Consider the following 24,151-nt stretch of genomic DNA (forward strand, 5'->3'; position numbering starts at 1 on the left):
GATCGCCGCTCATACCGGTTCCTCCATGGCGATGCGCAGCGCGGCGATCCCCCGCGAGCCGTACGCCTTCACCGAGCCGAGCGATATGCCCAGCGTCTCGGCGACCTGCGCCTCCGTCATGTCCGAGAAGTAGCGCAGGACGAGGACCTCGCGCTGGCGGCGCTGCAGTCCCTTCATCGCCCTGATGAGGGAGTCGCGCTCCAGCAGGTCGTACGCCCCCTCCTCCGCGCTCGCCATGTCGGGCATCGGCTTGGAGAGGAGCTTCAGGCCGAGGATGCGGCGGCGCAGCGCGGAGCGGGAGAGGTTCACCACCGTCTGGCGCAGATAGGCGAGCGTCTTCTCCGGGTCACGGACGCGCTTGCGCGCCGAGTGCACCCGTATGAACGCCTCCTGGACGACGTCCTCGCAGGACGCGGTGTCGTCGAGAAGGAGCGCGGCCAGTCCGAGGAGTGAGCGGTAGTGCGCGCGGTACGTCTCGGTCAGGTGATCGACCGTCGTCCCCGCCGCCGCGCTCTCGTCGGCGCCGTCGCGCTGGTTGGGTATGCGGGCCGGCCGCGCTGCGGGCATCGGCGCGATCACCGGCATGCCGCCGTGCGCACCCGGCACGCGGGGTCGGCGGGGCGGACGCAGGGCTGTGCCGCGCGTCGCCGCTCTGAAATCCAGTACCTCTGCCACGCATGTTGGACACGCGTACCCCCGTCAGGGTTGTACGCATCCGGCATCACTTTTGCGTCATCCGACACAGCCACCCTCATGCGTCCCGCTCTTCCCCTAAATCCATGGTCACCGCGCGTCCCCCGCATGGTCACGACGTCCCACGCCCCGGAAGGGCGACCGCAAAGACGCTCCCCGCCGTCCGCGCGGTTGCGGGCGGCGGGGAGCAAATCTTCTTTTCTCGTCGTTCTCGCCAATCTCATCTGGATCCTACAAACGTTTTCTGCCGTAACCAGAGTGATTTCCGACAAGATCAACAGACCGCAACGAATCAGAACAGAGGGTTACCCGCAGGTCAGGGCAGGTCGGGGCATGTCAGGGAATAGTCAGGTCGGCGTCAGGGGAACGTGAGGGTGCCGTCAGGCCCGCTCGGCCGCCACCAGCTCGGCGATCTGTGCGGTGTTGAGCGCGGCGCCCTTGCGCAGGTTGTCCCCGCACACGAACAGCTCCAGCGCGGTCGGGTCGTCCAGCGACCGCCTGATCCTGCCGACCCACGTCGGGTCCGTCCCGACCACGTCCACCGGGGTCGGGAACTCCCCGGCCTCCGGGTTGTCGAACAGCACGACCCCGGGCGCGGTGGCGATGATCTCCCGGGCCCCGGCGACGGTGACCTCGCCCTGGAAACGGGCGTGGACGGTCAGCGCGTGCGCGGTGACGACGGGCACGCGTACGCAGGTCACGGCCACGGGAAGCTTTGCCAGCCCGAGGATCTTGCGGGTCTCGTCCCGCAGCTGCATCTCGTCCGACGACCAGCCGTCCGCCCGGACCGAACCGGCCCACGGTACGACGTTCAGCGCGACCGGCTCCGGGAACGGCCCCGTCCCGTCGCCCACGGCCCGCCGTACGTCTCCGGGGCTGGTCCCCAGTTCCGTACCGGCGACCAGGGACAGCTGCCGGCGCAGGGTGTCCACGCCGGCCCGGCCCGCCCCGCTCACCGCCTGGTACGTGGAGACCACCAGCTCGCGCAGGCCGTACTCGGCGTGCAGCGCGCCCACGCCGACGATCATCGACAGGGTCGTGCAGTGCGGGTTGGCGATGATCCCGCGCGGACGCTGCCGTACGGCGTGCGGATTGACCTCGGGGACGACGAGGGGCACGTCCGGGTCCATCCGGAAGGCGCCCGAGTCGTCGATCACGACGACGCCCTTGGCGGCGGCGACCGGCGCCCACCGCTCGGCGATGTCGTCGGGCACGATGAACATGGCGACGTCGACGCCGTCGAAGGCCTCCTCCGACAGCGCCACCACCTCGACCTCCTCGCCGCGCACGGCCAGCTTGCGGCCGGCCGAGCGGGGGGAGGCGACGAGACGGATCTCGCCCCAGACGTCCGCGCGCTGGGACAGGATCCGGAGCATGACGGCGCCGACGGCACCGGTCGCTCCCACGACCGCGAGCGTGGGCCGCGCGGCGGACCGGGACGCGGCTGATCGCGACACGGCCACCCGAGGACCGCCGGACCCGCTCGCGGCGGCCCACCGGGGCACAGCAACCGATCCGGACCCGGTCGACCGGGGCACGGCCGATCCGGACACGACCGCCCGAGGACCGACCGATCCGCCCACGGCGGCCGACCGGGGCGCGGTAGTCGACCCGGACCCGGCCGACCGGGACGCGGCTGATCCGGACACGACCGGCCGAGGACCGACCGATCCGCCCACGGCGGCCGACCGGGGCGCGGTAGTCGACCCGGTCGCGGTCGATCGGGGCGGAGCCATCAGCGGCCGGTGCCTCCGTAGACGACGGCTTCGTCGCTGTCGGAGTCGAGGCCGAAGGCCGAGTGCACGGCGCGGACGGCCCCCGGGACGTCGTCCTCACGGGTGACCACCGAGATGCGGATCTCGGAGGTCGAGATGAGCTCGATGTTCACGCCCGCGTCGGCCAGCGCCTGGAAGAAGGACGCGGTGACGCCCGGGTTGGTCTTCATACCCGCGCCGACCAGCGAGATCTTGCCGATCTGGTCGTCGTAGCGCAGCGAGTCGAAGCCGATCCCGCCCTTCGCCTTCTCCAGGGCGTCGATGGCCTTGCGGCCCTCGGACTTGGGGAGGGTGAAGGAGATGTCCGTGAGACCGGTCGACGCGGCCGACACGTTCTGCACGATCATGTCGATGTTGATCTCCGCGTCCGCGATCGCGCGGAAGATCACCGCGGCCTCGCCCGGCTTGTCCGGGACGCCGACGACCGTGATCTTGGCCTCGGAGACGTCGTGGGCGACTCCGGAGATGATGGCGTGCTCCACCTGCTGGTCCCCTTGCGACTTGGGATTCTCGTTGCTGACCCAGGTGCCCGGCAGTCCGGAGAAGGACGAGCGAACGTGGATCGGGATGTCGTAACGACGGGCGTACTCCACACACCGGTGGAGCAGCACCTTGGAGCCGGACGCGGCCAGCTCCAACATGTCCTCGGAGGAGATCCAGTCGATCTTCCGGGCCTTCTTCACCACGCGCGGGTCGGCGGTGAACACACCGTCGACATCCGTGTAGATCTCGCACACCTCGGCGTGGAGGGCGGCGGCCAGCGCGACGGCCGTCGTGTCGCTGCCACCCCGCCCCAGCGTGGTGATGTCCTTCTTGTCCTGGCTGACGCCCTGGAACCCGGCGACGATGGCGATGTTGCCCTCGTCCAGCGCGGTCCGGATGCGCCCCGGCGTGACGTCGATGATCCGCGCTTTGTTGTGGACCGAGTCGGTGATGACACCTGCCTGGCTGCCGGTGAACGACTGGGCCTCGTGACCCAGGTTCTTGATCGCCATGGCCAGCAGCGCCATGGAGATCCGCTCTCCGGCGGTCAGCAGCATGTCGAACTCACGCCCGGCAGGCATCGGAGACACCTGTTCGGCGAGATCGATCAGCTCGTCCGTCGTGTCGCCCATCGCGGAAACGACGACGACCACTTGATGGCCGTTCTTCTTCGCTTCCACGATTCGCTTGGCGACACGCTTGATGCCCTCGGCATCGGCTACGGATGAGCCTCCGTACTTCTGCACGACAAGGCCCACGTGCGCTCCTCGCTCAGTCCGTCTGCGGTCGGCTCAGTCTAACGAGCGGCCGAATTCCCCCTTCGGGGTATCGCATGGTGAGATGTCCCGCTCATCGCAACGATCTTCGGCCACTCCGGACGGCACATGCCCACCTCGCCATCGAATACGCGTCATACGCGTCACGACTGTGAATTAAGTTTCAAGGACTGCGGGCTAAGGTTCGGCTGTGCGCGTACTCCTGGTGGAAGACGATGAACCGGTGGCCCAGTCACTCCGTCGCGGCCTGCTGCGCTACGGCTTCGAGGTCGCGTGGGTGTCCACGGGCGGCGCGGCGCTCAGCCACACCGACCCGTACGACGTCGTCCTGCTCGACCTCGGCCTGCCCGACACCGACGGCCTGGACGTCTGCAAGGCGCTGCGCGCACGCGGTGACGTCCCGATCATCGTCATCAGCGCGCGCAGCGACGAGACGGACCGGGTGGTCGGACTGGAACTCGGCGCGGACGACTACGTCTCCAAGCCCTTCGGCGTACGAGAGGTCATCGCGCGCATAAGAGCGGTGATGAGGCGCGTCCAGCCGCGCGACCGGGCCGCCGATGCCGGCCCCGACCGGTACGGCACCCGCCTGACGATCGACCGCAAGGCCGCCCGCGTCCGCCTGGACGGCGACGAGGTCGCCCTCGCCCCCAAGGAGTACGACCTGCTGGCCTTCCTCACCGAGGAGCCGGGCGCGCTGATGTCGCGCGAGCAGATCATGGAGGCGGTCTGGGACGCGAACTGGTTCGGGCCGACGAAGACCCTCGACGTCCATGTGGCGGCGCTGCGGCGGAAGTTGACGGGCGCGATCGCGATCGAGGCAGTACGGGGCGTCGGCTTCCGCCTGGAGATCGTCAAGAACGAGAAGGACGAAACGAACGAGATCGTCAAGGACGCTGAGCCCTCGTGAACCGTCAGCTCATCCGGAGTTACATCCTGCTCGTCGCGGTGGCCATCTTCCTGTTCACGGTGCCGGTCGCCTTCACGCTCACCAAGCAGCTGCGCGACGACACGAAGGTGTCCGTCCAGCGCGAGGCCCAGACCATGGCGCTACTCCTCGGCAACGGCGACAGGATCTCGTGCGAGGCCCTGGAGAAGGTGGCCAAGGCGTACGACCGCGAGACGCTCGGCAGGGTTCAGGTGGCCACCGACAGCTGCGCCGCGAAACTGCCGAGGCCCGAGGCGGACGCCGCCCTGGACCGGGCCGTACGGGACAACGAAGGCACTACCGACTGGGGTTCCGACTTCATCTGGGGCAAGCATCTGACGGTCACCGTCCCCGCGCAGGGGGAGTCGGCCGTCCGGATCGTGTACTCGACGTCGGACATGACCAAGCGGCTGTGGAGCATCTGGGGTTTCCGGGCGGGGCTCGCCGTACTGGTGCTGGCCGCCGCCGCCGCGATCGGCGCGTACGCCGCCCGCCGCATCACCGCTCCCCTGCGTGAACTCAACAGCATGGCAAGCAAGTTCAGCGACGGTGACCTGACCGCACGCTCACCGGTGACGGGCCCGCCGGAGACCCAGACGCTGGCCCGCACCCTCAATCAGGGTGCGGAACGCCTGGACACGCTGGTCGCCTCGCAGCGGATCTTCGTGGCGGACGCCTCGCACCAACTCCGTACCCCCCTCACGGCGTTGCGCCTGTCGCTGGACAACATCGCGGACGGCACCGACGACGAGTTCGTACGGGAGGACGTGGAGCAGGCGACCGCCGAGGTGGTCCGGATGAGCCGTCTGGTCAACGGGCTGCTGGTGCTGGCCCGGGCCGAGGCGAAGGTCACTGCGGCGGAGCCGCTGTCCCTCAGGGACATCGTGGCCGAACGCCTGTCGGTGTGGAGGCCGGCCGCCGACGAGCGCGGAGTCACCATCGCGCTCAGGGGGAGTGTCGACGACCGGCTGCTTGTGCTGGCCAGCCCCGGTCACCTGGACCAGGTACTGGACAACGTGCTGTCGAACGCCCTGGAGGTCTCACCGGACGGCGGGACGATCACCGTACGGGCACAACCCCGGGGCGACGAGATGGAGTTGACGGTGGCGGACGGGGGTCCCGGTATGTCGGACGCCGAGAAGTCCCGTGCCTTCGACCGCTTCTGGCGCGGCCAGGGCCTCACCGGGCGCTCCGGCTCGGGCCTCGGCCTCGCCGTCGTCAGACAACTGGTGACGGACGACGGCGGCACGGTTGCCCTGGCGGACGCGCCCGGGGGCGGGTTGTGCGTGGTGATCAGCCTGCGCTCGGCAACTCGGAAGAGCACCGGCTGACCTGTCCACTTGGCTGAACTGGCCTGACCGGGCTGATCAGCCCTCGGGCATCATCGAGGAGTGGTGGTTGACGATCAGCCACTGGCCGCCCCGCTTCTCGTACTCGTACGTGTAGCGGGCGTCGACCCTCCTCTTCTCGCCGGTCTTCGGGTCGGTGAGGATGAAGTAGTAGGAGCCGGCATCGATCGCCGAGTTGTCGTCCAGGATGTTGATGTACGACTTGATCTTCTTGCCGACCGGCTTGTTCAGCAGGAAGTGGTCGAAGTAGTCCTCGATCTCGGCGTGGTTGGTCCGGATCTTGTTGGAGACGGTCGGCAGCAGCACCGCGTCCTTCGCGTACCGGTCGGTGACCTTCTCCGCGTCGCCGGTCTGGAGGGTCTTGTTCCAGCCGTCGAAGAGGGCGGCGATCTGCTTCTTGGTGGGCTTCTTCGCCTGCTCGCCACCCGCCACGCTGACACCGGCCGTCACCGTCGCTGCGGTGACAAGGGCGGTGGCCGTGACGAGGGCGGCGCGTATGCGGGTCTTGCGGTTCATCGCAACTCCTGTACGGGTGAGGGGGGTTCACCTCCTCCGCAGCTCCTGCGGTGGAAGTGACTCCAGCTTCGCTTTCCGCTGGTTAGCACCCGTGCAAGGGACGTACAGGGGTCGGGAAGGAAGACTCCAACTCACGTACGGCGATGACTCGATCACGCTCCGAGACAAAGGCTGCTGCTGGACCTGGCGGGCAGCCCCGGAGCCCGAGGGTCTCTGGAGTCCTAAGGTTTCTCCATGGGTGATGTGCGGGTGGTGCTGATCGGGGGCACGTCGAACGCCGGGAAGTCGGCCGTCGCCCAAGTCGTCGCGGAACGGCTGGGGTTCGCCTGCCGGTCGACCGACGGGCTGGCGCGGCATCCGGGACGGCCGTGGCGTACGCCGGGTCGGGAAGTGCCGGAGCATGTCGCCGAGCACTATCGCTCGCTCACCGTCGAGGAGTTGGTCTCCTCGGTCCTGGACCACTACGAACGGCTGTGGCCCCGGATCGAGGAGCTGATCGCCCAACACGCGGCCGGGCCGGGCGGCCTGGTCCTTGAGGGGTCGGCCCTCTGGCCCGCCCGTGTCGCGGTGCTCACCGTCCCCCACACGGCCGCCGTATGGCTCGCGGCCGAGGACACCGTCGTACGAGCCCGGGTGCACCGGGCCGGGCGCTACGCGCAGGCGACGGCCGGGGAACGACACCTGATGGACAAGTTCCTTGCCCGCAGCGCCCGTTACCAGTCCCTCATGCGGGCCGAGCTGGCCGGGCTGGGCCTGGACCCGGCCCGCGTCGTGGACTCGGGTGACGGACGGCCGGTGGAGGCGGTGGCCGACGCGGTCCTGCGTGCCGTGGACGCGCCGGACGGGGGCCGGAGGGCTCAGCGAAGTTAGTGGGGGTCAGCCCGGCTTGACCGCCAGCGTCGCAAAATAGTGCGACATGTATTGAGCGGATGCGTTGGATTGGTGCGGCGCTTCCGCGAAGCCGGTGAGGACGAACCCCGCGGCGAGTTGCCCGCCGATCTGGTCGGCGAGGGTGTGGCTGTATTCAAGAGGGGCATCCGCGCCGAACTTCGTGGCGCGTTCCTCGGCGGAGTACTGCGTGACATCGCTGTAGGGCAGCTTGTGCACGACGATCAGCTCGCCGCGCTCGTCGAGCGCCTCGTGGTCGAACAAGTACACATCAGGGTTGAGGAAGCCCACGAGCAGAGTTCCGCCCGGTCGCAGGACGCGGAAGCACTCACGCCACACCGGTGCCAAGCCTGGTACGAACAGGTTGGAGACCGGATGGACCACGACGTCGAATGTCGCGTCGCCGAAGGCGCTGAGGTCGCGCATGTCGCCCAGGACGGTGCGCAGCTCGAGTCCGTCGCGCGCCGCCACCATCCGGTCCTGGCCGAGCTGGCGGGGTGAGTTGTCGAACACGGTGACCCGCGCCCCTGCGGCGGCGAGGATCGGACCCTGCTGGCCACCGCCGGAGGCCAGGCACAACACGTCCTTGCCGGTCAGGTCCGTCGGCAGCCAGGAACGGTCGACCGGCTCACGCCCGATGAGAACAATCGACCAGTCGCCCAGGCGGGCGCGCTCGACATCCTCAGCACTCACCGGCCTCGACCACTCGTTGCCCTCTTGGACACACTTGTCCCAGGCTGCCCGATTGTGGGCAACGGGGTCGACAACCATGTCCTGCACGTTCAACTCCCTGCTACAGCCAAGCGGACACGTGCGGTACCGACAGTTCGGTACGTAAGCACTGGTTGCCGGGGTTGCGGAAGCCGTAGGCGTCGCGGGCGACGGTCTTGATGACCCGGTTGCCGGTCCGGGCGGGTCCGGGCGGGTCCGGGCGGCGGAGCGGACGTGGACGCTACTTCGCCGTCCGCAGCCCCAGCGGCTCCGCGATCTCCTCCTCCATCACCTTGCCGGCCTCCTCGGCCAGGGTCTCGTCGCCGAGTTCCTGGTCCGTGTCCAGGCCGTCCAGTTCCGCCAGGGGCTGGTTCAGGCGGACATGGGCGACCAGCGACTGCAGCGCGCGCAGGGTCGCGGACGCCGTCGAACCCCAGTTGGAGAAGTAGGAGAACTGCCACCACCACATGGCCTCCGTGGTGCGGCCCGCGCGGTAGTGGGCCATGCCGTGGCGGAGGTCGGCGATGACGTCGGCCAGGTCGTCGGAGATACGGGCCGGGACCGGGGCCTTGCGGGGCTCGTAGGGGTCGAAGACCTCCGAGTAGACGTCCACCGGGTCCAGCATCAGCGCCAGGCGTTCGCGGATGTCGTCCACGTCCGGTTCCGGGCCCATGTCGGGCTCGTAGCGCTCGTCCGGGAGGATGTCCTCGTGCGCGCCGAGGCGACCGCCCGCCAGCAGGAGCTGGGAGACCTCCAGAAGGAGGAAGGGGACCGCCGAGTCCGGCTCGTCGCCCTTCGCCACCTCGGTGACGGCCACCAGGAAGCTCTCCACCTGGTCGGCGATCTGGACCGCGAAGTCGTCGGGGTCCTGCGCCGTGTCGTGCAGCGTGGCGTCAGACATCTAGAAGTCGTCTCCCCTCGAAGGCGCGGCCAAGGGTGACCTCGTCCGCGTATTCCAGGTCGCCACCCACAGGGAGGCCGCTGGCCAGGCGGGTGACCTTGAGGCCCATGGGCTTGATCATGCGGGCGAGGTACGTCGCTGTGGCCTCGCCCTCCAGGTTCGGGTCGGTGGCCAGGATCAGTTCCGTGATCGTGCCGTCCGCGAGGCGGGTCAGCAGTTCCCTGATACGGAGGTCGTCCGGGCCCACCCCTTCGATCGGGCTGATCGCGCCGCCCAGGACGTGGTACTTGCCCCGGAACTCACGCGTCCGCTCGACCGCCACGACGTCCTTGGACTCCTCGACGACACAGATGACCGTCGTGTCCCGGCGCGGGTCGCGGCAGATGTTGCACAGCTCCTCCTGCGCCACGTTCCCGCAGGTCACACAGAAGCGGACCTTCGCCTTCGCTTCGAGGAGGGCGTGCGCGAGGCGCCGTACGTCCGTCGGCTCCGCCTGGAGGATGTGGAAGGCGATCCGCTGCGCGCTCTTGGGACCGACGCCGGGGAGCCGCCCCAGTTCGTCGATGAGGTCCTGGACCACGCCTTCGTACAACGGACTGCCTTTCCTGGGTGCTTCGGTGCTTCGGTGCTTCCTTACACGGTTCCGTCTTTCCTGCTGTACGTACCGTAGTTGGCCGCCGCCCACCTGAGGAAGACGGGACGGGGGGCGCGTGGGGCGAACGTCAGAACGGCAGGCCCGGGATGCCGCTTCCGCCACCGCCCAGACCCTGGGCCAGCGGGCCCAGCTTCTGCTGCTGGAGCTGCTGCGCGTTCTCGTTCGCCGCCTGTACGGCCGCCACGACCAGGTCGGCGAGGGTCTCGGTGTCCTCCGGGTCGACCGCCTTCGGGTCGATCTTGAGGGCCCGCAGTTCGCCGGCGCCCGTCACGGTCGCCTTGACGAGACCACCGCCCGCCTGCCCGTCGACCTCGGTCCGCGCCAGCTCCTCCTGCGCGTTCGCCAGGTCCTGCTGCATCTTCTGGGCCTGCTGGAGCAGCTGCTGCATGTTGGGCTGGCCACCACCGGGGATCACGATCAGCTCCTCGTCGTCCGTAGTCATGCGCGCGAGTCATGCGCGCGAAATTCGGCGTTCGGCACGAGCCTACGTGGTCGGGTAGGCCATCGCTCCAGCACTCTTTCGAGTGAGCCGGTCCTTTGGCCTATACCTGATCAAGGGCCTCTTCCGAGCGGAAAAGAAACGAAAGCCCGGTCACCGCCACCCGTTGGGCGGTAGGAAGGGGGCGGCGCGACAGCTTTACACCGGCATCAGACGTCACACGGGCGTCTTACGGTGTCACGCACGGTGATGTGGTCAGTCTGCTCAGCTAAGGGAGTGCCGGGTGAGCCAGCCGGAGATGCAGCCCGAGGGGCCGCCGCAGAGACCGCCCCACGACGGGCGGAGCGAAGGTCCCCCCGAGCTGGGCTTCCCCGGGCTGCGGCCCGGGGACCTGACCGGCCGGCCCTTCCCCCTCGGCGACTGGGGCGAGCCCGCGCCACGCCTCGACGAGCTGTACCGGTGGGTGGAGCAGGGGGCCCTGGAGACGGCGGCCTGGTACCTCGCCGACCGCGTCTGGAAACGGCGGGGGGCCCGGGCACTGCGTACGGGCGCCGCGCTCGGGGCGGTCGCCGGGGCCGCGCTGCCGCTGCTCGATCTCACCGGGGTGATGGGCGGGGTCGCCCCCTGGGGATACCTGGCGATGCTGGTCGCGGTGGCATGCGTGGCCGCCGACCGGTTCTTCGGGGTCACCTCGGGGTGGATAAGGGACGTGGCCACCGCGCAGGCCGTGCAGCGGCGGCTTCAGGTGCTGCAGTTCGACTGGGCGTCGGAGAGCGTGCGAGAGGTCCTGGGGCCGACGGAGGGAACGGCGGGCGAGGCCGCCGACCGGTGCCTCGGGGTGCTGCGGAGGTTCTCGGAGGACGTGACGGAGCTGATCCGGGCGGAGACGGCGGACTGGATGGTGGAGTTCCGCACGGGGTCCGCGCCGCTGGGCATCCAGTCGGCGGGGATGGGAATGCCCCGGCAGGACGCGACGGTGCACCAGGGCCGGTTCGGGGTCGCCCCGGGAGCCCGCCCGAACATGCCTCGGCAGAGGCCGCCGGAGGCGCGGTGAGGTAGGTGGATGCGGCCGAAGAACCCGCCCCCGCGAACGGCGGCTTCACGATGCACACCACATGGCTGCCGACCGGGGGTTCGGCGGATACCGGGGTCGCCAGGCCGCGTCGGGAGGCCCCTTCGTGAAGGGGCCTCCCGACCAGTCTCAGCGCGTTCCCGGCAGAGGGCCGAACCACGATGGATCGTTCATCTCGCCCTCGTCCTCCTGCCACTGTGGAGGTGCCGAAACGACGAAGCTCCTCAGGCCACCACCCAGCAAGAACAGACTGCCGGGCTCGACTTCCACCCCGTGATCGAGGCCTACCTGCCGGCATTCCTCGTCGTCGGCCCGGCGGATGACCAAGCCGTCGTAACTGGGACGGAGAAGCATGAGATCGACGTTGGCGAAGTAGATTTCGATCCGGGTGTCCGGCGGCCTGTCCCGGCTACTGCGGAGGATCAGTCTTCGATGACCGACGGTGTATTGCCAGACCTTGAAATACCTGTCGGATCGGAATATCTCGGAACCGGCGAACTCCGGCGTCACATCACCCATTTAGTGCGTCCCATTTGGCGGCTGGAGGCTCACGCCGGTGCGGCATTAGGCGGTCCCGAGTGAGCCCGGGTCGTCGAACCGGACCCTGAACAGCTTGAGGTGCGTTGCTCAACCCACTGCGACGTCAGCAAGACAGTCAAACGCCAACTCGCGATCGCCGCCGGACGTTAGAGAACAACATTAGTCGGTGAGCCAGGGCGACAGGAGAGCGGAAAACTCTTGGTCAGAAATCTGGACGCCTCCCCCGCCAAACCGCCCCCACGCTTGCGCTCGCTGAAGAACAGGAAGCGGAACATCAAACGCAATACGGAATACGGCAATGAAAGAGATGGCACCGAACGCCGAACCCAACTTTTCCCTGGAAAGCAAAGCCAGTTCCACTGCACCCTTGCCTTCCGAATGAGCCACCCTCAGTTCGGCTGCAATATTTTCCAGGTCACCCATCTCGCACCTAGCTTTCCGCTCTACCCTGAGCACTATTGCGGCGTGAGGGCAGGTCTCACTTCGCGTGAAACCCACCCTCACACACGCTCACCATCTGGCAAATATTGCGGACGGCATCCTAAGAGAAGATCACACCAACCTCGGTGTACTCGCCCAGCATTCCTCGAAGTTCAATTATTTCCACGTTCGTGAACCCTGACTTCGAAGACATCTTACCCGTGAACGTTCCTCGAAGTGCGGCTTCCTCAAGTGATGCGTATTCGCCACTCCGCACGGCCTTATTGAAGGAGTTGAGGTTGTCGCTGAGTTCTCCACCGTTCTGCCAGTACGCCTTCACTCCCTTGACCTTGTTGCCAAAGTGCGCAAGGGCGGCGTTGAACATTTCGCCGCCACTCGGCGTACCCGGGCCTTTCTTAACGGCTATAGAGACAAGGCCGGCATCGTCGATGCCTGCAACGATTCCAAATCCGCTTGGCGCTACGTCGACGTAATCCGGGCACTTGGCACTGCGGGCCGCGCTGATCCGCCTCGCACCGCCGTCAGGCAGCATCGCGCGCGTCTTGGACGGGGCCAGAACCGTCAGACAAGTTGCTCTCAGCCGCAGAAACTGCGCCTTGCTGATGCCGGCGATGGCCTCTTTCGACAGACCGAGGGAACGCAGGGCCTTGTACGCGTCCACGAAGCCGATACCCGTCTTGGCTGCCGCGTCGAGAGCCTTGACGGCACGCGCGATCGGGGCGAGGAGGCCTTCGACCGGGACATACGTGGCGAGGCTCCAGGCGCAGGCGGTCTTGTCGCCGTGCCAGCAGTCCATCAGGTCTTCGGCGAAGACAGAGAACAGGATCGATCCGGCCACATCACCGAAGAGCTTCTGCCATCCGGCGCGGACGATGTCCTTACCGGAGAACTTGTGCGTCCAGCCGTCGATCTTGATGTTCTTCAGCGTCGACCGCTGGAGGAAATTCCACGCCCGCTTCGGACACCCGTCGGCCGTGGCCTCGGCTTGGTCGTCGGTGCACAGGTAGAAGTCGGCCTCGTAGGTGACGACCAGGTCGAACTTCGCGTCGCAGCCCAGGAAGGCCGCATCCGGCATCCCGGGGCAGATGCCGATCTGCTTCGAGCTGACGATCTCGACGGTGGACTCGTCCGGAACGGCGAACACCCCGGGAATGCCTGTACCGGACCCCTCGGAGCGTCCCTTGTTGGCCTCCGCCTTTTCCGCCCTGTCCGCGGCCTGCTGCGCCTCCTGCGCGTACTTCAGCGCGTCCTTCGCCGCCTGTTCCGCTTCCGTGGCGGCTGCGTCCGCGCGGTCGGCTGCGGCTCGGGCGTCCTTGGCGGACTGTTCCGCCGCGGCTGCGGCGTCGCGAGCGGCCTGGGCGTCGAGGGCGGCCTGGTCGGCGGCGGCTCGGGCGTCCTTGGCGTAGCCCTCGGCGCGCCCGGCTGCCTGGTCGGCGGCGGTCGCGTCGACGGTGGCCTGTCGGTCGTACTCGACGGTGCGGGCGAGGGACGCCGATGCCTGTGAGGCGGCCTTGGCGGCGTCGGCCGCGTAGCCGAGGGCCTCCTTGGAGTAGGTACGGGCGGTCGCCGCGTGGGCTGCGGCGTTGGCCGCGTACTGGTAGGCGATCTTCGTGTCGCCGGTCGCCTGTTCGGCGAGGTTCTTGGCCGCGGCTGCTTCCGCCTGCGCGTTCTTGGCGTGGGCGTCGGCGACGGCCTGCTGCTGGTCGGCGATCGACTTCGCCCCCTGACCGGCCAGCACGACCAGGCCGGCGGCCGAGTCGGTGGTGACGTAGGGGGAGCCGAGTTCGATCGCGTCGTTGGCCGGCTTGGCGACCTGGGATGCGGCGTTGCCCGCGTCGACCGCGGCCTGCGCGGTGACATGGGCGAAGCCCGCGGCCTTCGCCGAGGCGGCCAGGGCCTTGGCGGTCTCCTTGTTCGCCTCGTCGGCCTGGGACATGGCGGTCCTGGCCAGCGTCTCCGCCTCGTCCGCCAGCTCGACGGCCGTCCTGGCCTCGGAGGAGGCGTGCTGGGACGCCGTGATGGCGTCGGCCACGGCGCTGGTCGCGGTGGCGACGGCCGCGTCGGCCCTCAGCTTGGCGGCCTGGGCGGCGTCCGCGTTCGAGCGGGCACGCTTGGCGGCTGCCTCGGCGCGGGTGGCGGCGGCGTCCGCCTCGGCTGCCGCCTGGGTGGCGGCGTCCGCCGCGGCCCGGGAACGGCCGGCGGCTGCCTCGGCGTCGTCCGCGTGCGCGGAGGCCGCGTCCGCTGCCGCCCTGGACTCCCCCGCGTTGCTGTCGGACTCGTGGGCCTGGGCGAACGCCTCCTTCGCGTCCGCCTTCGCCCGGGAGGCGTCCGCCTTCTGCTCGGCGTCCCAGGCGTCGTCCCGCAAGTCGCGGGCCTCGTCGCGGGCCGTCACCGCGTCGTTCTTCCGCGCGACCGCGGTCGCGCCGGCGGCTTCGGCCTTCTGCTGGGCGTCTTTCGCGTTCGCGGCCTCGGTCTGCGCGGTCCGCTTGTGCTGGTTGGCCTCGATCTGCTTGGCGGTGGCGGTGTCCCTCTCCGCCCTGGCCGTCTTCTCCTCGGCTTCGGCCGCGAGCCGCTTGGCGCGCGCGTCGGCGGCAGCCGCCTTCGCGTCGGTTTCCGCCTTCAGCGCGGCGCCCAGCTTCGCCTCCGCCGTCTCCTTGTCCTTCTTCGCGTTGTCCCGGTGCACCTTGGCCGCGTCCGCCGCGGCCTTCGCCTGCAACTCGGCCGTGTGCGCGGCCTCCTTACGGAACTCCGCGTTGACCTGCGCGGCCTGGGCCTGAGCCCGCTGCGCGATCGTCGCGCTGTCACCCGCGGCAGCCCTGGTCGCGGCCTCGGCGGTCTCGCCGGCCTTCACCGTCGCCGTCAGCGCCGCCACCGTCCCCTTGGTCACCTGCGCCTTCTGCTGACCGACCAGAAGCCCACGGCCCCTCGGCGCACCGGCGGCGTCCGCGATGCCGTACGCGGCCTGCTCGGCGGCGTCGGACGCGGTGGCGGACTTCTTGGCGTTCTCCAACTGGGTCCTGATCGCGGCCAGTTGCTTCTTCGCCGCCACCTGGGCGTCGGTGACGATCTTCTTCGCCTTGTCGAACTCGGCCTTGTCCGGGTACAGGGGGCTGTCCGTGCCCTTGTGGCCGGACGGCTTGATCAGGAACTTCTGTGAGTCGGCGTTCTTGCACTCCAGCAGCCGCGCGTCAGTGCTCTTGGTGAACGCGCTCAGGTCGAGGCACTTGCCCGTGGTGACGCTCTTCAGGGGCGAGGTGGCACGGACGTCGCCCTTCCACGACTGCCCGGCGGACTTGTAGCAGTCCGATATCTGGATCTTCGTGCCGTTCGCAGAGGCGTTTCCGGCGACGTCCAGGCACTTCTGCGAGCCGACATTGCGGAGGTGGAGGTCGTCCTCCTTGCCCTCAAGCGTCCACTGCTGGGACGCCCCGCCGTTGCAGGTGAAGATCTGGACCGGAGTGCCGTTGGTCTTGCCACTGCCCTGGACGTCCAGGCAGTTGCCCTTCGCGCCCGGTACCTCGATCGTCACATGGCTGTCGCCGATCCAGCCCAGCCCGCCCGCGGACCAGTAGTCCTGCCAGCGGGTGGAGTAGTCCGCGAGCCATGACTGACCGAGGATCTGGCCCAGGGCGAACGTGCCGTCCCGCAAGGCGTTCGTGGCGTTGAGGCCGGAGCTGAGGATCTGTTGCCGCTGCGCGGCCTGTGCGGCGATCTCCTGCTGCCACTCGACGGAGGCCTGTGCAACCTCCTTGCCGAGAACCCGGTTCGGGTCGATCGGGGCGTGCCACGCGCACGACGCGAAGCGGGCCTTCAGGTCCTCGACCGCGATACGGAACTCCGGGGTGCCCGGGGCCGGCGCGGTGCGAGGGAAGCCGCCGGAGGCCAGGAAGATCCGGGCGTCATCGGCGAACACCCGGGGAACGAACAGCACATCGGGTTCGATCTTCCCCGAGTTCTTCTTCCACAGCTTCCACGCCTGCTGCTCCTCCGGTGTTCCTCCGGTGGTGTACAGCGGGTCGCCGATCGCGAGCGCGGCGGCCTTGGTCCTGTCGTCGGCGGTGGGCGACGGATCGTAGAACGGGGAGAACAGGTCGACCGAGCTGCTGTACGACTGCCACAGCCACGGAAGCAGCCCGGTCTGGTCGAGGATCTCGAACTTTCCGCGCGGTTCGCCAGGGTAGGAAGTCAAGCCGCTGACGGCGTTGACGAACGCCAACTCCTGGTCATCGACCTTCTTGACCCACTGGTCGGTGCCGGCGCTGTCCGCGCCGAAGGCCTGGTGCAGCGGGGAGTTGGCGTCCGAGAGATCCCGGCGGAGCTTCTGGTGGAGCTGATCGGCGGGCAGCCCTACGGCGTTCTGCGCGAGGGCGAACAGGTTGGGCCCGCCCTTGCGCAGACCGTAGGCGGCCACACACTGGTCGTCGCGCAGCTGCTCAGCCGCTTTGGAGTCGAAGCCGTCGTACGAGTCGCCCGTCGCGGCGACAGGCTGCGTGGCGTCCCGGCCGAGCAGGCCGGGCTGGACGACCATCCCACCAAGGACGGCCAGGGCGGCGACGGAGGTGACAGCGGAGGTCAGCGTCGCGGAGGTTCGTGATCTGAGGCCGAACAAGCCCGGTCTGAAGCGCAAAAGCAGATCCTTCACAGAAAGCGAGTGAGGGCAGGCAGGGGTGACCTCCCGAAGAGGCGGTGGGACGCGCGCGGGTCAGCCCGCCGTCCCCGTGCGGGAACAAGGACCGCAGACAGCAGCGGTCGGGCAGGCGTGCACAACGAGCCGGCATCGCGGCATGACGAACCAATCCCCCGTGGCGGCACAGTCCCCCCGGCCGCCGAATGACGTGCGCGCATCACACGGCAGGGTGGTCAAGTCCCTGACGTCGGCGCGGCGCTCACCATAGCCACAGGCCAACAGGGCGCGGCAAGAGCCGACCTCGGGGTCCGGAACGCGGAACGGCAAAACCACTTGCCCGACGATTCACCGCACGGCACGTGCAAATGACGTGCTCACGGCGGGAGTTACCTGTGTGGGACGTGTGAGGAAAGTGTTCACACAGGGCGCAGTCTCCGCCATTAATTGGCCAGAAGTCGCCCACATGCCGACGTCGGCGTTCAGCTCTCCTTCTCGTACGTCAGCTTCCCTCCGTTGCCCTCCGTCGCCCGCTCCAACGTGCCGTCCTTGCGGAGAGTGAGCGTGGAAGCGGCGCCCGGGGTGCAGGCGGAGGACTGTTCGCCGACGGTGACCTGGGACGGGGCGATCCTCAACAGGCCGCCCTTGGCGGGCTGTTCGGACAGGGCGGCGACGAACACGCAGTGGTAGGTGCCCGTGGAAGCCGTGGGACCGTCGGCGACCAGGGTCAGCACCCTGTCGCCCACCCCGCCCTGCCTGATGGTCAGTTGACGCGTGTTGTGGCCCGTGGAGGTGTCGATCGAGGCGGTCCAGGTGCCGAGGAAGCCGGACGGTACGGCACCGGCCGGCGGCGAGGTCGGTGTGGGGCTCGGGGGCGGCGTGGCCGGGGTGCCTTCGTCGCCGTTCAGCAGGGCGACGATGGACGCGCCGGCCCCGAGGGCGACGACCAGCGCGGCGACGCCGAGTGCCAACGACAGGCGTGATCTCCTGCTCCGCGCCTCTGTGTGCCCCACTCCGTACGACGGAGGCGGGCCGGAGGGTGTCGTGCTCCACGCGGCCGGCACAGCGGGCTCTTCGAGCGCCGGGTCCCCGGGCCAGACAGGGGGCCTCTGGCTGTCGCCGGGGGTGGCGGCGAAGGACTGCGGACGGTGCTGGGGGTGAGGGTGTCCCTGAGCGGGGCTGCCTGAACGGGCGGGCGGTTCGGCGGGCGGTGCGTGCTCGGGCGGTACATCGTCCGGCTCCGCCCCGCGGCCCGCCGCCTCCCCGACCTCGACCTCCACCTCGACCTCGACCTCGACCTCGACCTCGTCAGCCTCAGCCTCCATCTCCAGCAACCGCACCGCGTGCCGCCCCAGTTGGGCGACCAGCGCGCCCGGCAGCCAGGTGTCCCGCTCGTATCCGCCGGTCCCGGCCGCGACGGCGTCCGCCGACACCCCCGTACGCGCCAGGATCTGTTCCGGTGTAGGCCGCTGGGCCGGGTCCTTGTGGAGGCAGTCGCGGACGAGGCCGGCCAGGCTCTCCGGGATCCCTGTCAGGTCGGGTTCCTCCTGGGCGATGCGGAACATCATGGCGTGGGCCCCGCTGCCGACCGCGCCGAAGGGCAGGGCACCCGTGACCGCGTACGCGAGGACGGAGCCGAGGCAGAAGACGTCGGCCGCGGCGGTGACCCGGTCGCCCCTCACCTGCTCGGGCGCCATGAACCCGGGTGAGCCGACGAGCGCGCCCGCGCGCGTGAGGCCGCCCTCCGTGACGGTCTCCAGGGCGCGGGCGATACCGAAGTCGATGACCCGGGGCCCGTCGATGGTGACCAGGACGTTGGACGGCTTGAGGTCGCGGTGGACGATCCCGGCGGCGTGGATGTCGTGGAGTGCGTGCGCGAGCCCGGTGGCGAGGACGCGCACCGAGTGCTCGGGCAGCGGCCCGTGGTCGTGCCCGACGACCTGCTTCAGGCTGGGCCCGGCGACGTATCCGGTGGCGAGCCAGGGGACAGCGGCCTCGGTGTCGGCGTCGAGGACGGGCGCCGTCCAGTGGCCCCCGACGCGTCGCGCGGCGGCGACCTCCTGCCGGAACCGGTCCCGGAACTCGTCCTGCTCGGCCAGCTCCCGCCGGACCAGTTTGACGGCGACGGTACGCCCCCGCTCGGACCGCGCGGCGTACACATGCCCCATCCCGCCCGCACCGAGCCGCGCGACCAGCCGGTACGCCCCGATCCGCACCGGATCCCCGTCCCGGAGCTTCTCCATGCCCGCGCCGCCTCCCCTTTCCTTACTCCCCTCCCCCGCTCCCCTACTTTGCCACTAGGACACACGACAACCTGTCGTGTAAAGCGCCGGACCGCAGACAGGACGCCGATATCCCGCGGTCACCCGGGACATCTACGCTCCCCGCATGACCTCTCAGCCCATCCCCCAGTCGGCGACCCTGGCCCAGGCCGGTGCGGCCGTGAAGGCCGCCGATCGCGCGCACGTGTTCCACTCCTGGTCCGCGCAGGAGCTCATCGACCCGCTCGCCGTCGCCGGCGCGGAAGGGTCGTACTTCTGGGACTACGACGGCAGGCGGTACCTGGACTTCAGCAGTGGGCTGGTCTTCACGAACATCGGGTACCAGCACCCGAAGGTCGTCGCGGCCATCCAGGAGCAGGCCGGGCGGATGACGACCTTCGCGCCCGCGTTCGCCGTCGAGGCACGGTCGGAGGCGGCCCGGCTCATCGCACAGCGGACCCCGGGCGATCTCGACAAGATCTTCTTCACCAACGGTGGCGCCGACGCCGTCGAGCACGCCGTGCGCATGGCCCGGCTGCACACCGGGCGGGCCAAGGTGCTGTCCGCCTACCGCTCCTACCACGGCGGCACCCAGCAGGCCGTGAACATCACCGGCGACCCCCGCCGCTGGCCCTCCGACAACGGCACCGCCGGTGTCGTGCACTTCTGGGCTCCTTATCTCTACCGGTCCAGGTTCTATGCCGAGACCGAGGAGCAGGAGTGTGCCCGGGCACTTCAGCACCTTGAGGACACCATCGTCTTCGAGGGCCCTGCCACCATCGCCGCGATCATCCTGGAGACCATTCCCGGCACCGCCGGCATCATGATCCCGCCGCCCGGCTATCTCGCCGGGGTGCGCGCGCTGTGCGACCAGTACGGGATCGTCTTCGTCCTGGACGAGGTCATGGCCGGGTTCGGGCGCACCGGTGAGTGGTTCGCCGCCGACCTGTTCGACGTCGTGCCCGACCTGATGACCTTCGCCAAGGGCGTCAACTCCGGCTATGTGCCCCTGGGCGGCGTGGCGATCTCGGGCGCCATCGCCGAGACCTTCGCCACCCGCCCCTATCCCGGCGGCCTCACCTACTCCGGGCACCCCCTCGCCTGCGCCGCCGCCGTCGCCACGCTCACCGTGATGGCGGAGGAGGACATCGTCGGGCAGGCCGCCCGCACCGGCGAGAACATCATCGGACCGGCGCTCAGGGAGCTGGCCGTACGTCATCCGAGCGTCGGCGAAGTCCGCGGCACCGGTGTCTTCTGGGCCCTGGACCTCGTACGGAACAAGGAGACCCGGGAGCCGCTGGTCCCGTACAACGCCGCCGGGGAGGCCAACGCCCCGATGGCCGCGTTCGGCGCCGCCGCGAAGGCGAACGGGCTGTGGCCGTTCATCAACATGAACCGCACCCATGTCGTCCCGCCCTGCAACGTCACGGAGGCCGAGGCCAAGGAAGGGCTCGCAGCCCTGGACGCCGCACTGACGGTCGCCGACGAGTACACCGAGTAGGAGGACGAGTACACCGAGTAGGAGTGAGTGGGAGTCAGCAGGAGCCAGGAGGAGCCGGCAGGTGCTGACACACGGTGAATGTGGGTAAGCGCACGGGAAAGTTCGTCGGGAACCCGAACGCGTAAGGTGACGTGCTCGTAGTCATATGCGAGCAGAGTCATCCACACGCGCGAAGGGGGAGGGCCCCGACCATGCCCGCCAGCAGCGGCAACGGCGCCGTGACCCGCAGCACCCTGCGTCAGCAGATCGCGGCCGCGCTCCGCGACGAGGTGCTGGCCGGCCGTCTCCAGCCGGGTCAGGAGTTCACGGTCAAGGAGATCGCCGAGCAGTACGGCGTCTCCGCGACACCCGTCCGCGAGGCCCTGGTCGATCTGTCCGCCCAGGGCCTGCTGGAGGCGGACCAGCACCGCGGCTTCCGTGTGCACGAGTACTCGCTCGCCGACTTCCAAGGCATGATCGAGGCTCGTGGCCTGGTCATCGACGGCATGTTCCACGGCCTGGCGAAGGGCCTGCCGACCGGCGCGGCGAGTGATCCGGCAGACGGTCACGTGGTCGACAGCCCGGGTCCGCGCGGCTTCTTCGTCCGCGTCGGCGACCCCCGTGCCGCCGCCGCCCTCGCCGGTGTCCGCCGCCGGGGCGAGGAGGCACGGCGCGCCGCCACCGCCGGTGAACTGAACGTCCTCATCGGCTACGACCTGCGCTTCTGGCGCGAGCTGGGCGCGCTGTTCGGCAACCAGTACCTCACCGACTTCCTGCACCGGCTGCGCGTCCAGTCCTGGGTGTGCGTGGTGCAGCACCTGCGCCGGTTGAGCGACCTGCGCGGTCACCTGTGGTCCGGGTACACCGAGGTCATCGACGCGCTGACCCTGCGCCACCTCGCCGAGGCGCACCGGATGGTCGACGACTACGACCGGCACTCCCTCGCCCTCATAGAGGGCCTCGCCGACCTCGCTTCCGACGGGGGCGAGGACAAGGAGAAGGACGACGGGGTCACCGCACCAGCCGGCAACGGGGGCACCCTCGGATGAGCGCGCCCACCCGCACCACCGGCACCCTCGACCTGACCGTCGTCGTCCCCGCCTACAACGAGGAACAGCGGCTCGGCCCCACGCTCGCCGCGATCACCGGCCACCTCCGGGAGAACGAGAGCCGCTGGGGTGACTGGGAGGTGGTGGTCGTCGACGACGGTTCCACCGACGGCACCCGCGACATCGTCACCGGCCTCGCCGACCCCCGCGTCCAGCTCGTCACCAGCCCGCGCAACCGGGGCAAGGGCAACGCCCTGCGCCTCGGCGTCGCCGCCTCGCGCGGCGCCCGCGTCCTGGTGACGGATGCCGACCTGGCCGCGCCCATAGAGGAACTCGAAGTGCTGGACGAGGCGCTCGCCGAGGGGCACGCGGCGGCGATCGGCTCCCGTTCCGTGCCCGGCTCGACGATCGAGCACCACCAGCACCGGGTGCGCGAACTCCTCGGCCGGGCCGGCAACCTCCTGATACGCCGGGTCGCGGTCCCCGGCATACGGGACACCCAGTGCGGCTTCAAACTGTTCGACGGCGACCGTGCCCGTACGGCGTTCGCCGCGTCCCGGCTCAACGGCTGGGGCATCGACGTCGAGGTTCTCCAGCACTTCCGCCGCGCGGACTGGCCGGTCGCCGAGATACCGGTCCGCTGGGCCCACCAGTCCGGCTCGAAGGTACGCCCGCTGGACTACGCCCGCGTCCTCGCCGAACTGACGGCACTCAAGGCGCGCGCGGTCCGCCCGGCCGACCTCCTCGCGGTCACCCTCTTCCTCCTCATGGCGGTCGCCCTGTACGCGGGCCGCTGGCTCGACCCGGCGGGCCGCTACCTCCCCGACTCTCTCCAGGACCAGAACCAGTGGGAGTGGTTCTTCGCGGTGACGGCCGACAACATCAGCCACTTCCGCAACCCGCTCTTCACCGACTTCCAGGGCTTCCCCGACGGCGTCAACCTCATGGCCAACACGGTCATGCTCGGCCTCTCCGTCCCCTTCGCACCGATCACGCTCCTCGCCGGCCCGGCGGTCTCCCTCGCCCTGGTGATGACCCTGGGCCTCGCCGCGACCGCCACGGCCTGGTACTGGCTGATCGTGAAAAGGGTCGTACGGCAACGGGGTGCGGCCTTCTCCGGCGCGGCCCTGGCGACCTTCGCACCCCCGATGGTCAGCCACGCCAACGCGCACCCGAACTTCGTCATCCTCTTCATGATGCCGCTGATCATCGACCGCGCCCTGCGGCTGTGCGAGGGCGAGCGGGTCCGCCGCAACGGTGTGGTCCTCGGCCTGATGGCGGCGTACCAGATCTTCCTCGGCGAGGAGCCGCTGCTGCTGGCGGCGATGGGGATGGCACTGTTCGCCCTCGCCTACGCCGCCGTACGCCGGGACGCGGCGAAGGCCGCCTGGCGTCCGCTGCTGCGCGGCCTGCTGATCGGCGGCGCGGTCTGCCTCCCGATCGTCGCCTTCCCCCTCTACTGGCAGTTCGCCGGACCGCAGAGCTACAAGAGCGTCCTGCACGGCGACAACGCGGGCAACAGCCCGCTCGCGCTGCTCTCCTTCGCCGAGCGCTCCCTCCTCGCGGGCAACGCGGACAGGGCGAACGCCCTCTCTCTCAACCCCACCGAACAGAACGCCTTCTACGGCTGGCCGCTGGTCCTCCTGGCCTTCGCGATCGTCGTACGGATGTGGGAGCGCACGGCCGTGAAGGCGCTCGCCTTCACCGCGGTCGCCGCCGCCTTCCTGTCCCTGGGCCCCGAGTTCCGTGTCCCGCTGACCGACACCGTGCTGCCGGGGCCCTGGGCGCTGCTCGCCAAGAAGCCGCTGTTCGAGTCGGTGATCGAGGGCCGGGTCGCGATGATCTGCGCGCCCGCGCTGGGCATGCTCCTGGCCATCGCGCTGGAACGGCTGGCGGCCACCCGCCACCTGCCCACGCAGTACTTCGGCACGCTGGCCGTCCTCCTCGCCGTGCTCCCGATCGTCCCCGCCCCGCTGAAGACGGTGGAACGCACGGCCGTGCCCCCCTTCATCGCGGACGGCATGTGGAAGTCGTACGTCGGGAAGGGCGAGTCGCTCGTCCCGGTGCCGTTGCCCGATCCCGGCAACGCGGAGGCACTGCACTGGCAGACGGCGGCCGGTCTCGGCTTCAAGCTGCCGGGCGGTTACTTCAACGGGCCGTACGGCGACGAGCGCGTCGGCATCTACGGCGCCGCGCCCCGCTTCACCTCCAACATGCTGCGGGACATCCGCTACACGGGCGTCGCGCCGACCATCGGCGTCAACTGGCGGGCGCAGGCGAAGGTGGACTTCGCCTACTGGAAGGCGGGCGTTCTGGTGCTGGCCCCGCAGGGCAACGACGGGGTGCTGCGCAAGACGCTGGAGCAGTTGACGGGCGAGAAGGGTAAGTGGACGGGCGGGGTGTGGGTATGGGACCTGCACGACGGGTCGTGAACCCGTCCCCGATCCAGTCCCTGAACCAGTCCCTGAACCAGTCCCTGAGCTGTTCCTGACCTGTTCCTTTCGGTGTCTGGCCCGTCACACGGGGGTCCGACCCACCCGTCACCCATTACGCTTCCCTGACTGCTCTGC

General features: G+C 69.4%; 19 protein-coding genes. 7 read left to right on the forward strand and 12 right to left on the reverse strand.

The window, feature by feature from the left end; translation table 11 throughout:
* Nucleotides 1-9: 9 nt before the first annotated feature.
* The 3 genes from G3I71_RS04535 to G3I71_RS04545 all read right to left on the reverse strand — a co-directional run bounded on the left by G3I71_RS04535 (nucleotide 10) and on the right by G3I71_RS04545 (nucleotide 3,709).
* Nucleotides 10-675, reverse strand: coding sequence for a SigE family RNA polymerase sigma factor (locus G3I71_RS04535; RefSeq protein WP_164312594.1), 666 nt, complete (start codon nucleotides 673-675; stop codon nucleotides 10-12).
* 398 nt (nucleotides 676-1,073) lie between these two features.
* The gene (locus G3I71_RS04540) at nucleotides 1,074-2,150 is read right to left on the reverse strand and encodes an aspartate-semialdehyde dehydrogenase (RefSeq protein ID WP_343242846.1); all 1,077 of its coding nucleotides are present in this window, start codon (nucleotides 2,148-2,150) and stop codon (nucleotides 1,074-1,076) included.
* 278 nt (nucleotides 2,151-2,428) lie between these two features.
* Nucleotides 2,429-3,709, reverse strand: a complete 1,281-nt coding sequence (locus tag G3I71_RS04545; RefSeq protein ID WP_164312596.1) for an aspartate kinase — start codon at nucleotides 3,707-3,709, stop codon at nucleotides 2,429-2,431.
* A gap of 208 nt (nucleotides 3,710-3,917) precedes the next feature.
* On the opposite strand from G3I71_RS04545, the gene G3I71_RS04550 reads away from it, so the two are divergent.
* Both G3I71_RS04550 and G3I71_RS04555 read left to right on the forward strand, forming a co-directional pair.
* Nucleotides 3,918-4,637, forward strand: a complete 720-nt coding sequence (locus tag G3I71_RS04550) for a response regulator transcription factor (protein ID WP_164312597.1) — start codon at nucleotides 3,918-3,920, stop codon at nucleotides 4,635-4,637.
* On the forward strand, nucleotides 4,634-5,986 hold the full coding sequence (locus G3I71_RS04555; protein WP_164312598.1) for a HAMP domain-containing sensor histidine kinase: 1,353 nt from the start codon (nucleotides 4,634-4,636) through the stop codon (nucleotides 5,984-5,986). The genes G3I71_RS04550 and G3I71_RS04555 overlap by 4 nt, the downstream gene beginning before the upstream one ends.
* 36 nt (nucleotides 5,987-6,022) lie before the next feature.
* Here G3I71_RS04555 and G3I71_RS04560 read toward each other — a convergent pair whose 3' ends face one another.
* Complete coding sequence (locus tag G3I71_RS04560) at nucleotides 6,023-6,520, reverse strand: SgcJ/EcaC family oxidoreductase (RefSeq protein ID WP_164312599.1); 498 nt, start codon at nucleotides 6,518-6,520, stop codon at nucleotides 6,023-6,025.
* A 234-nt stretch (nucleotides 6,521-6,754) separates the two neighbouring features.
* Here G3I71_RS04560 and G3I71_RS04565 point away from each other — a divergent pair, with 234 nt between their 5' ends.
* Nucleotides 6,755-7,390 (forward strand): hypothetical protein, encoded by a 636-nt coding sequence (locus G3I71_RS04565; RefSeq protein WP_164312600.1) that lies wholly within the window; start codon nucleotides 6,755-6,757, stop codon nucleotides 7,388-7,390.
* Nucleotides 7,391-7,396: 6 nt separating this feature from the next.
* On the opposite strand, the gene G3I71_RS04570 is transcribed toward G3I71_RS04565, so the two are convergent.
* The 4 genes from G3I71_RS04570 to G3I71_RS04585 all read right to left on the reverse strand — a co-directional run bounded on the left by G3I71_RS04570 (nucleotide 7,397) and on the right by G3I71_RS04585 (nucleotide 10,090).
* Nucleotides 7,397-8,188, reverse strand: a complete 792-nt coding sequence (locus G3I71_RS04570) for a class I SAM-dependent methyltransferase (RefSeq protein ID WP_164312710.1) — start codon at nucleotides 8,186-8,188, stop codon at nucleotides 7,397-7,399.
* Between the two features lie 172 nt (nucleotides 8,189-8,360).
* A complete protein-coding gene (locus tag G3I71_RS04575) occupies nucleotides 8,361-9,020 on the reverse strand; it encodes a DUF5063 domain-containing protein (RefSeq protein WP_164312601.1) in 660 nt (219 codons plus the stop codon).
* The gene (gene recR / locus G3I71_RS04580; RefSeq protein ID WP_164312602.1) at nucleotides 9,013-9,612 is read right to left on the reverse strand and encodes a recombination mediator RecR; all 600 of its coding nucleotides are present in this window, start codon (nucleotides 9,610-9,612) and stop codon (nucleotides 9,013-9,015) included. The genes G3I71_RS04575 and recR overlap by 8 nt, the downstream gene beginning before the upstream one ends.
* Before the next feature lie 130 nt (nucleotides 9,613-9,742).
* Nucleotides 9,743-10,090, reverse strand: a complete 348-nt coding sequence (locus G3I71_RS04585; RefSeq protein WP_006373444.1) for a YbaB/EbfC family nucleoid-associated protein — start codon at nucleotides 10,088-10,090, stop codon at nucleotides 9,743-9,745.
* A gap of 307 nt (nucleotides 10,091-10,397) precedes the next feature.
* On the opposite strand from G3I71_RS04585, the gene G3I71_RS04590 reads away from it, so the two are divergent.
* Nucleotides 10,398-11,168, forward strand: a complete 771-nt coding sequence (locus tag G3I71_RS04590) for an SLATT domain-containing protein (RefSeq protein ID WP_164312603.1) — start codon at nucleotides 10,398-10,400, stop codon at nucleotides 11,166-11,168.
* Nucleotides 11,169-11,315: 147 nt separating this feature from the next.
* Here the strand turns inward: G3I71_RS04590 and G3I71_RS04595 are convergent, their stop codons facing one another.
* The 4 genes from G3I71_RS04595 to G3I71_RS04610 form a co-directional block, all read right to left on the reverse strand.
* On the reverse strand, nucleotides 11,316-11,705 hold the full coding sequence (locus G3I71_RS04595; RefSeq protein ID WP_164312604.1) for a hypothetical protein: 390 nt from the start codon (nucleotides 11,703-11,705) through the stop codon (nucleotides 11,316-11,318).
* A 180-nt stretch (nucleotides 11,706-11,885) separates the two neighbouring features.
* Complete coding sequence (locus G3I71_RS04600) at nucleotides 11,886-12,149, reverse strand: hypothetical protein (protein WP_164312605.1); 264 nt, start codon at nucleotides 12,147-12,149, stop codon at nucleotides 11,886-11,888.
* 118 nt (nucleotides 12,150-12,267) lie between these two features.
* Nucleotides 12,268-16,794, reverse strand: coding sequence for a ricin-type beta-trefoil lectin domain protein (locus G3I71_RS04605; RefSeq protein ID WP_343242847.1), 4,527 nt, complete (start codon nucleotides 16,792-16,794; stop codon nucleotides 12,268-12,270).
* A gap of 479 nt (nucleotides 16,795-17,273) precedes the next feature.
* Nucleotides 17,274-19,034 (reverse strand): serine/threonine-protein kinase, encoded by a 1,761-nt coding sequence (locus G3I71_RS04610; protein ID WP_164312606.1) that lies wholly within the window; start codon nucleotides 19,032-19,034, stop codon nucleotides 17,274-17,276.
* Nucleotides 19,035-19,179: 145 nt separating this feature from the next.
* Here G3I71_RS04610 and G3I71_RS04615 point away from each other — a divergent pair, with 145 nt between their 5' ends.
* The 3 genes from G3I71_RS04615 (at nucleotide 19,180) to G3I71_RS04625 (ending at nucleotide 24,013) form a co-directional block, all read left to right on the forward strand.
* Nucleotides 19,180-20,553, forward strand: a complete 1,374-nt coding sequence (locus G3I71_RS04615; protein WP_164312607.1) for an aspartate aminotransferase family protein — start codon at nucleotides 19,180-19,182, stop codon at nucleotides 20,551-20,553.
* Nucleotides 20,554-20,744: 191 nt separating this feature from the next.
* Complete coding sequence (locus tag G3I71_RS04620) at nucleotides 20,745-21,581, forward strand: GntR family transcriptional regulator (protein ID WP_164312608.1); 837 nt, start codon at nucleotides 20,745-20,747, stop codon at nucleotides 21,579-21,581.
* Nucleotides 21,578-24,013 (forward strand): glycosyltransferase, encoded by a 2,436-nt coding sequence (locus tag G3I71_RS04625; RefSeq protein ID WP_164312609.1) that lies wholly within the window; start codon nucleotides 21,578-21,580, stop codon nucleotides 24,011-24,013. Before G3I71_RS04620 ends, G3I71_RS04625 begins: the two co-directional genes overlap by 4 nt.
* The last annotated feature ends 138 nt before the right edge of the window (nucleotides 24,014-24,151 follow it).

This window comes from Streptomyces sp. SID12501, assembly GCF_010550245.1.
Classification (GTDB): domain Bacteria; phylum Actinomycetota; class Actinomycetes; order Streptomycetales; family Streptomycetaceae; genus Streptomyces.

Bases quoted from the DNA above. Each gene is read 5' to 3' on its own strand.
- G3I71_RS04560 (WP_164312599.1), bottom strand. From the start codon at position 6,520: ATGAACCGCAAGACCCGCATACGCGCCGCCCTCGTCACGGCCACCGCC.
- G3I71_RS04565 (WP_164312600.1), top strand. From the start codon at position 6,755: ATGGGTGATGTGCGGGTGGTGCTGATCGGGGGCACGTCGAACGCCGGG.
- G3I71_RS04575 (WP_164312601.1), bottom strand. From the start codon at position 9,020: ATGTCTGACGCCACGCTGCACGACACGGCGCAGGACCCCGACGACTTC.
- G3I71_RS04595 (WP_164312604.1), bottom strand. From the start codon at position 11,705: ATGGGTGATGTGACGCCGGAGTTCGCCGGTTCCGAGATATTCCGATCC.
- G3I71_RS04600 (WP_164312605.1), bottom strand. From the start codon at position 12,149: ATGGGTGACCTGGAAAATATTGCAGCCGAACTGAGGGTGGCTCATTCG.
- G3I71_RS04610 (WP_164312606.1), bottom strand. From the start codon at position 19,034: ATGGAGAAGCTCCGGGACGGGGATCCGGTGCGGATCGGGGCGTACCGG.
- G3I71_RS04615 (WP_164312607.1), top strand. From the start codon at position 19,180: ATGACCTCTCAGCCCATCCCCCAGTCGGCGACCCTGGCCCAGGCCGGT.
- G3I71_RS04620 (WP_164312608.1), top strand. From the start codon at position 20,745: ATGCCCGCCAGCAGCGGCAACGGCGCCGTGACCCGCAGCACCCTGCGT.
- G3I71_RS04625 (WP_164312609.1), top strand. From the start codon at position 21,578: ATGAGCGCGCCCACCCGCACCACCGGCACCCTCGACCTGACCGTCGTC.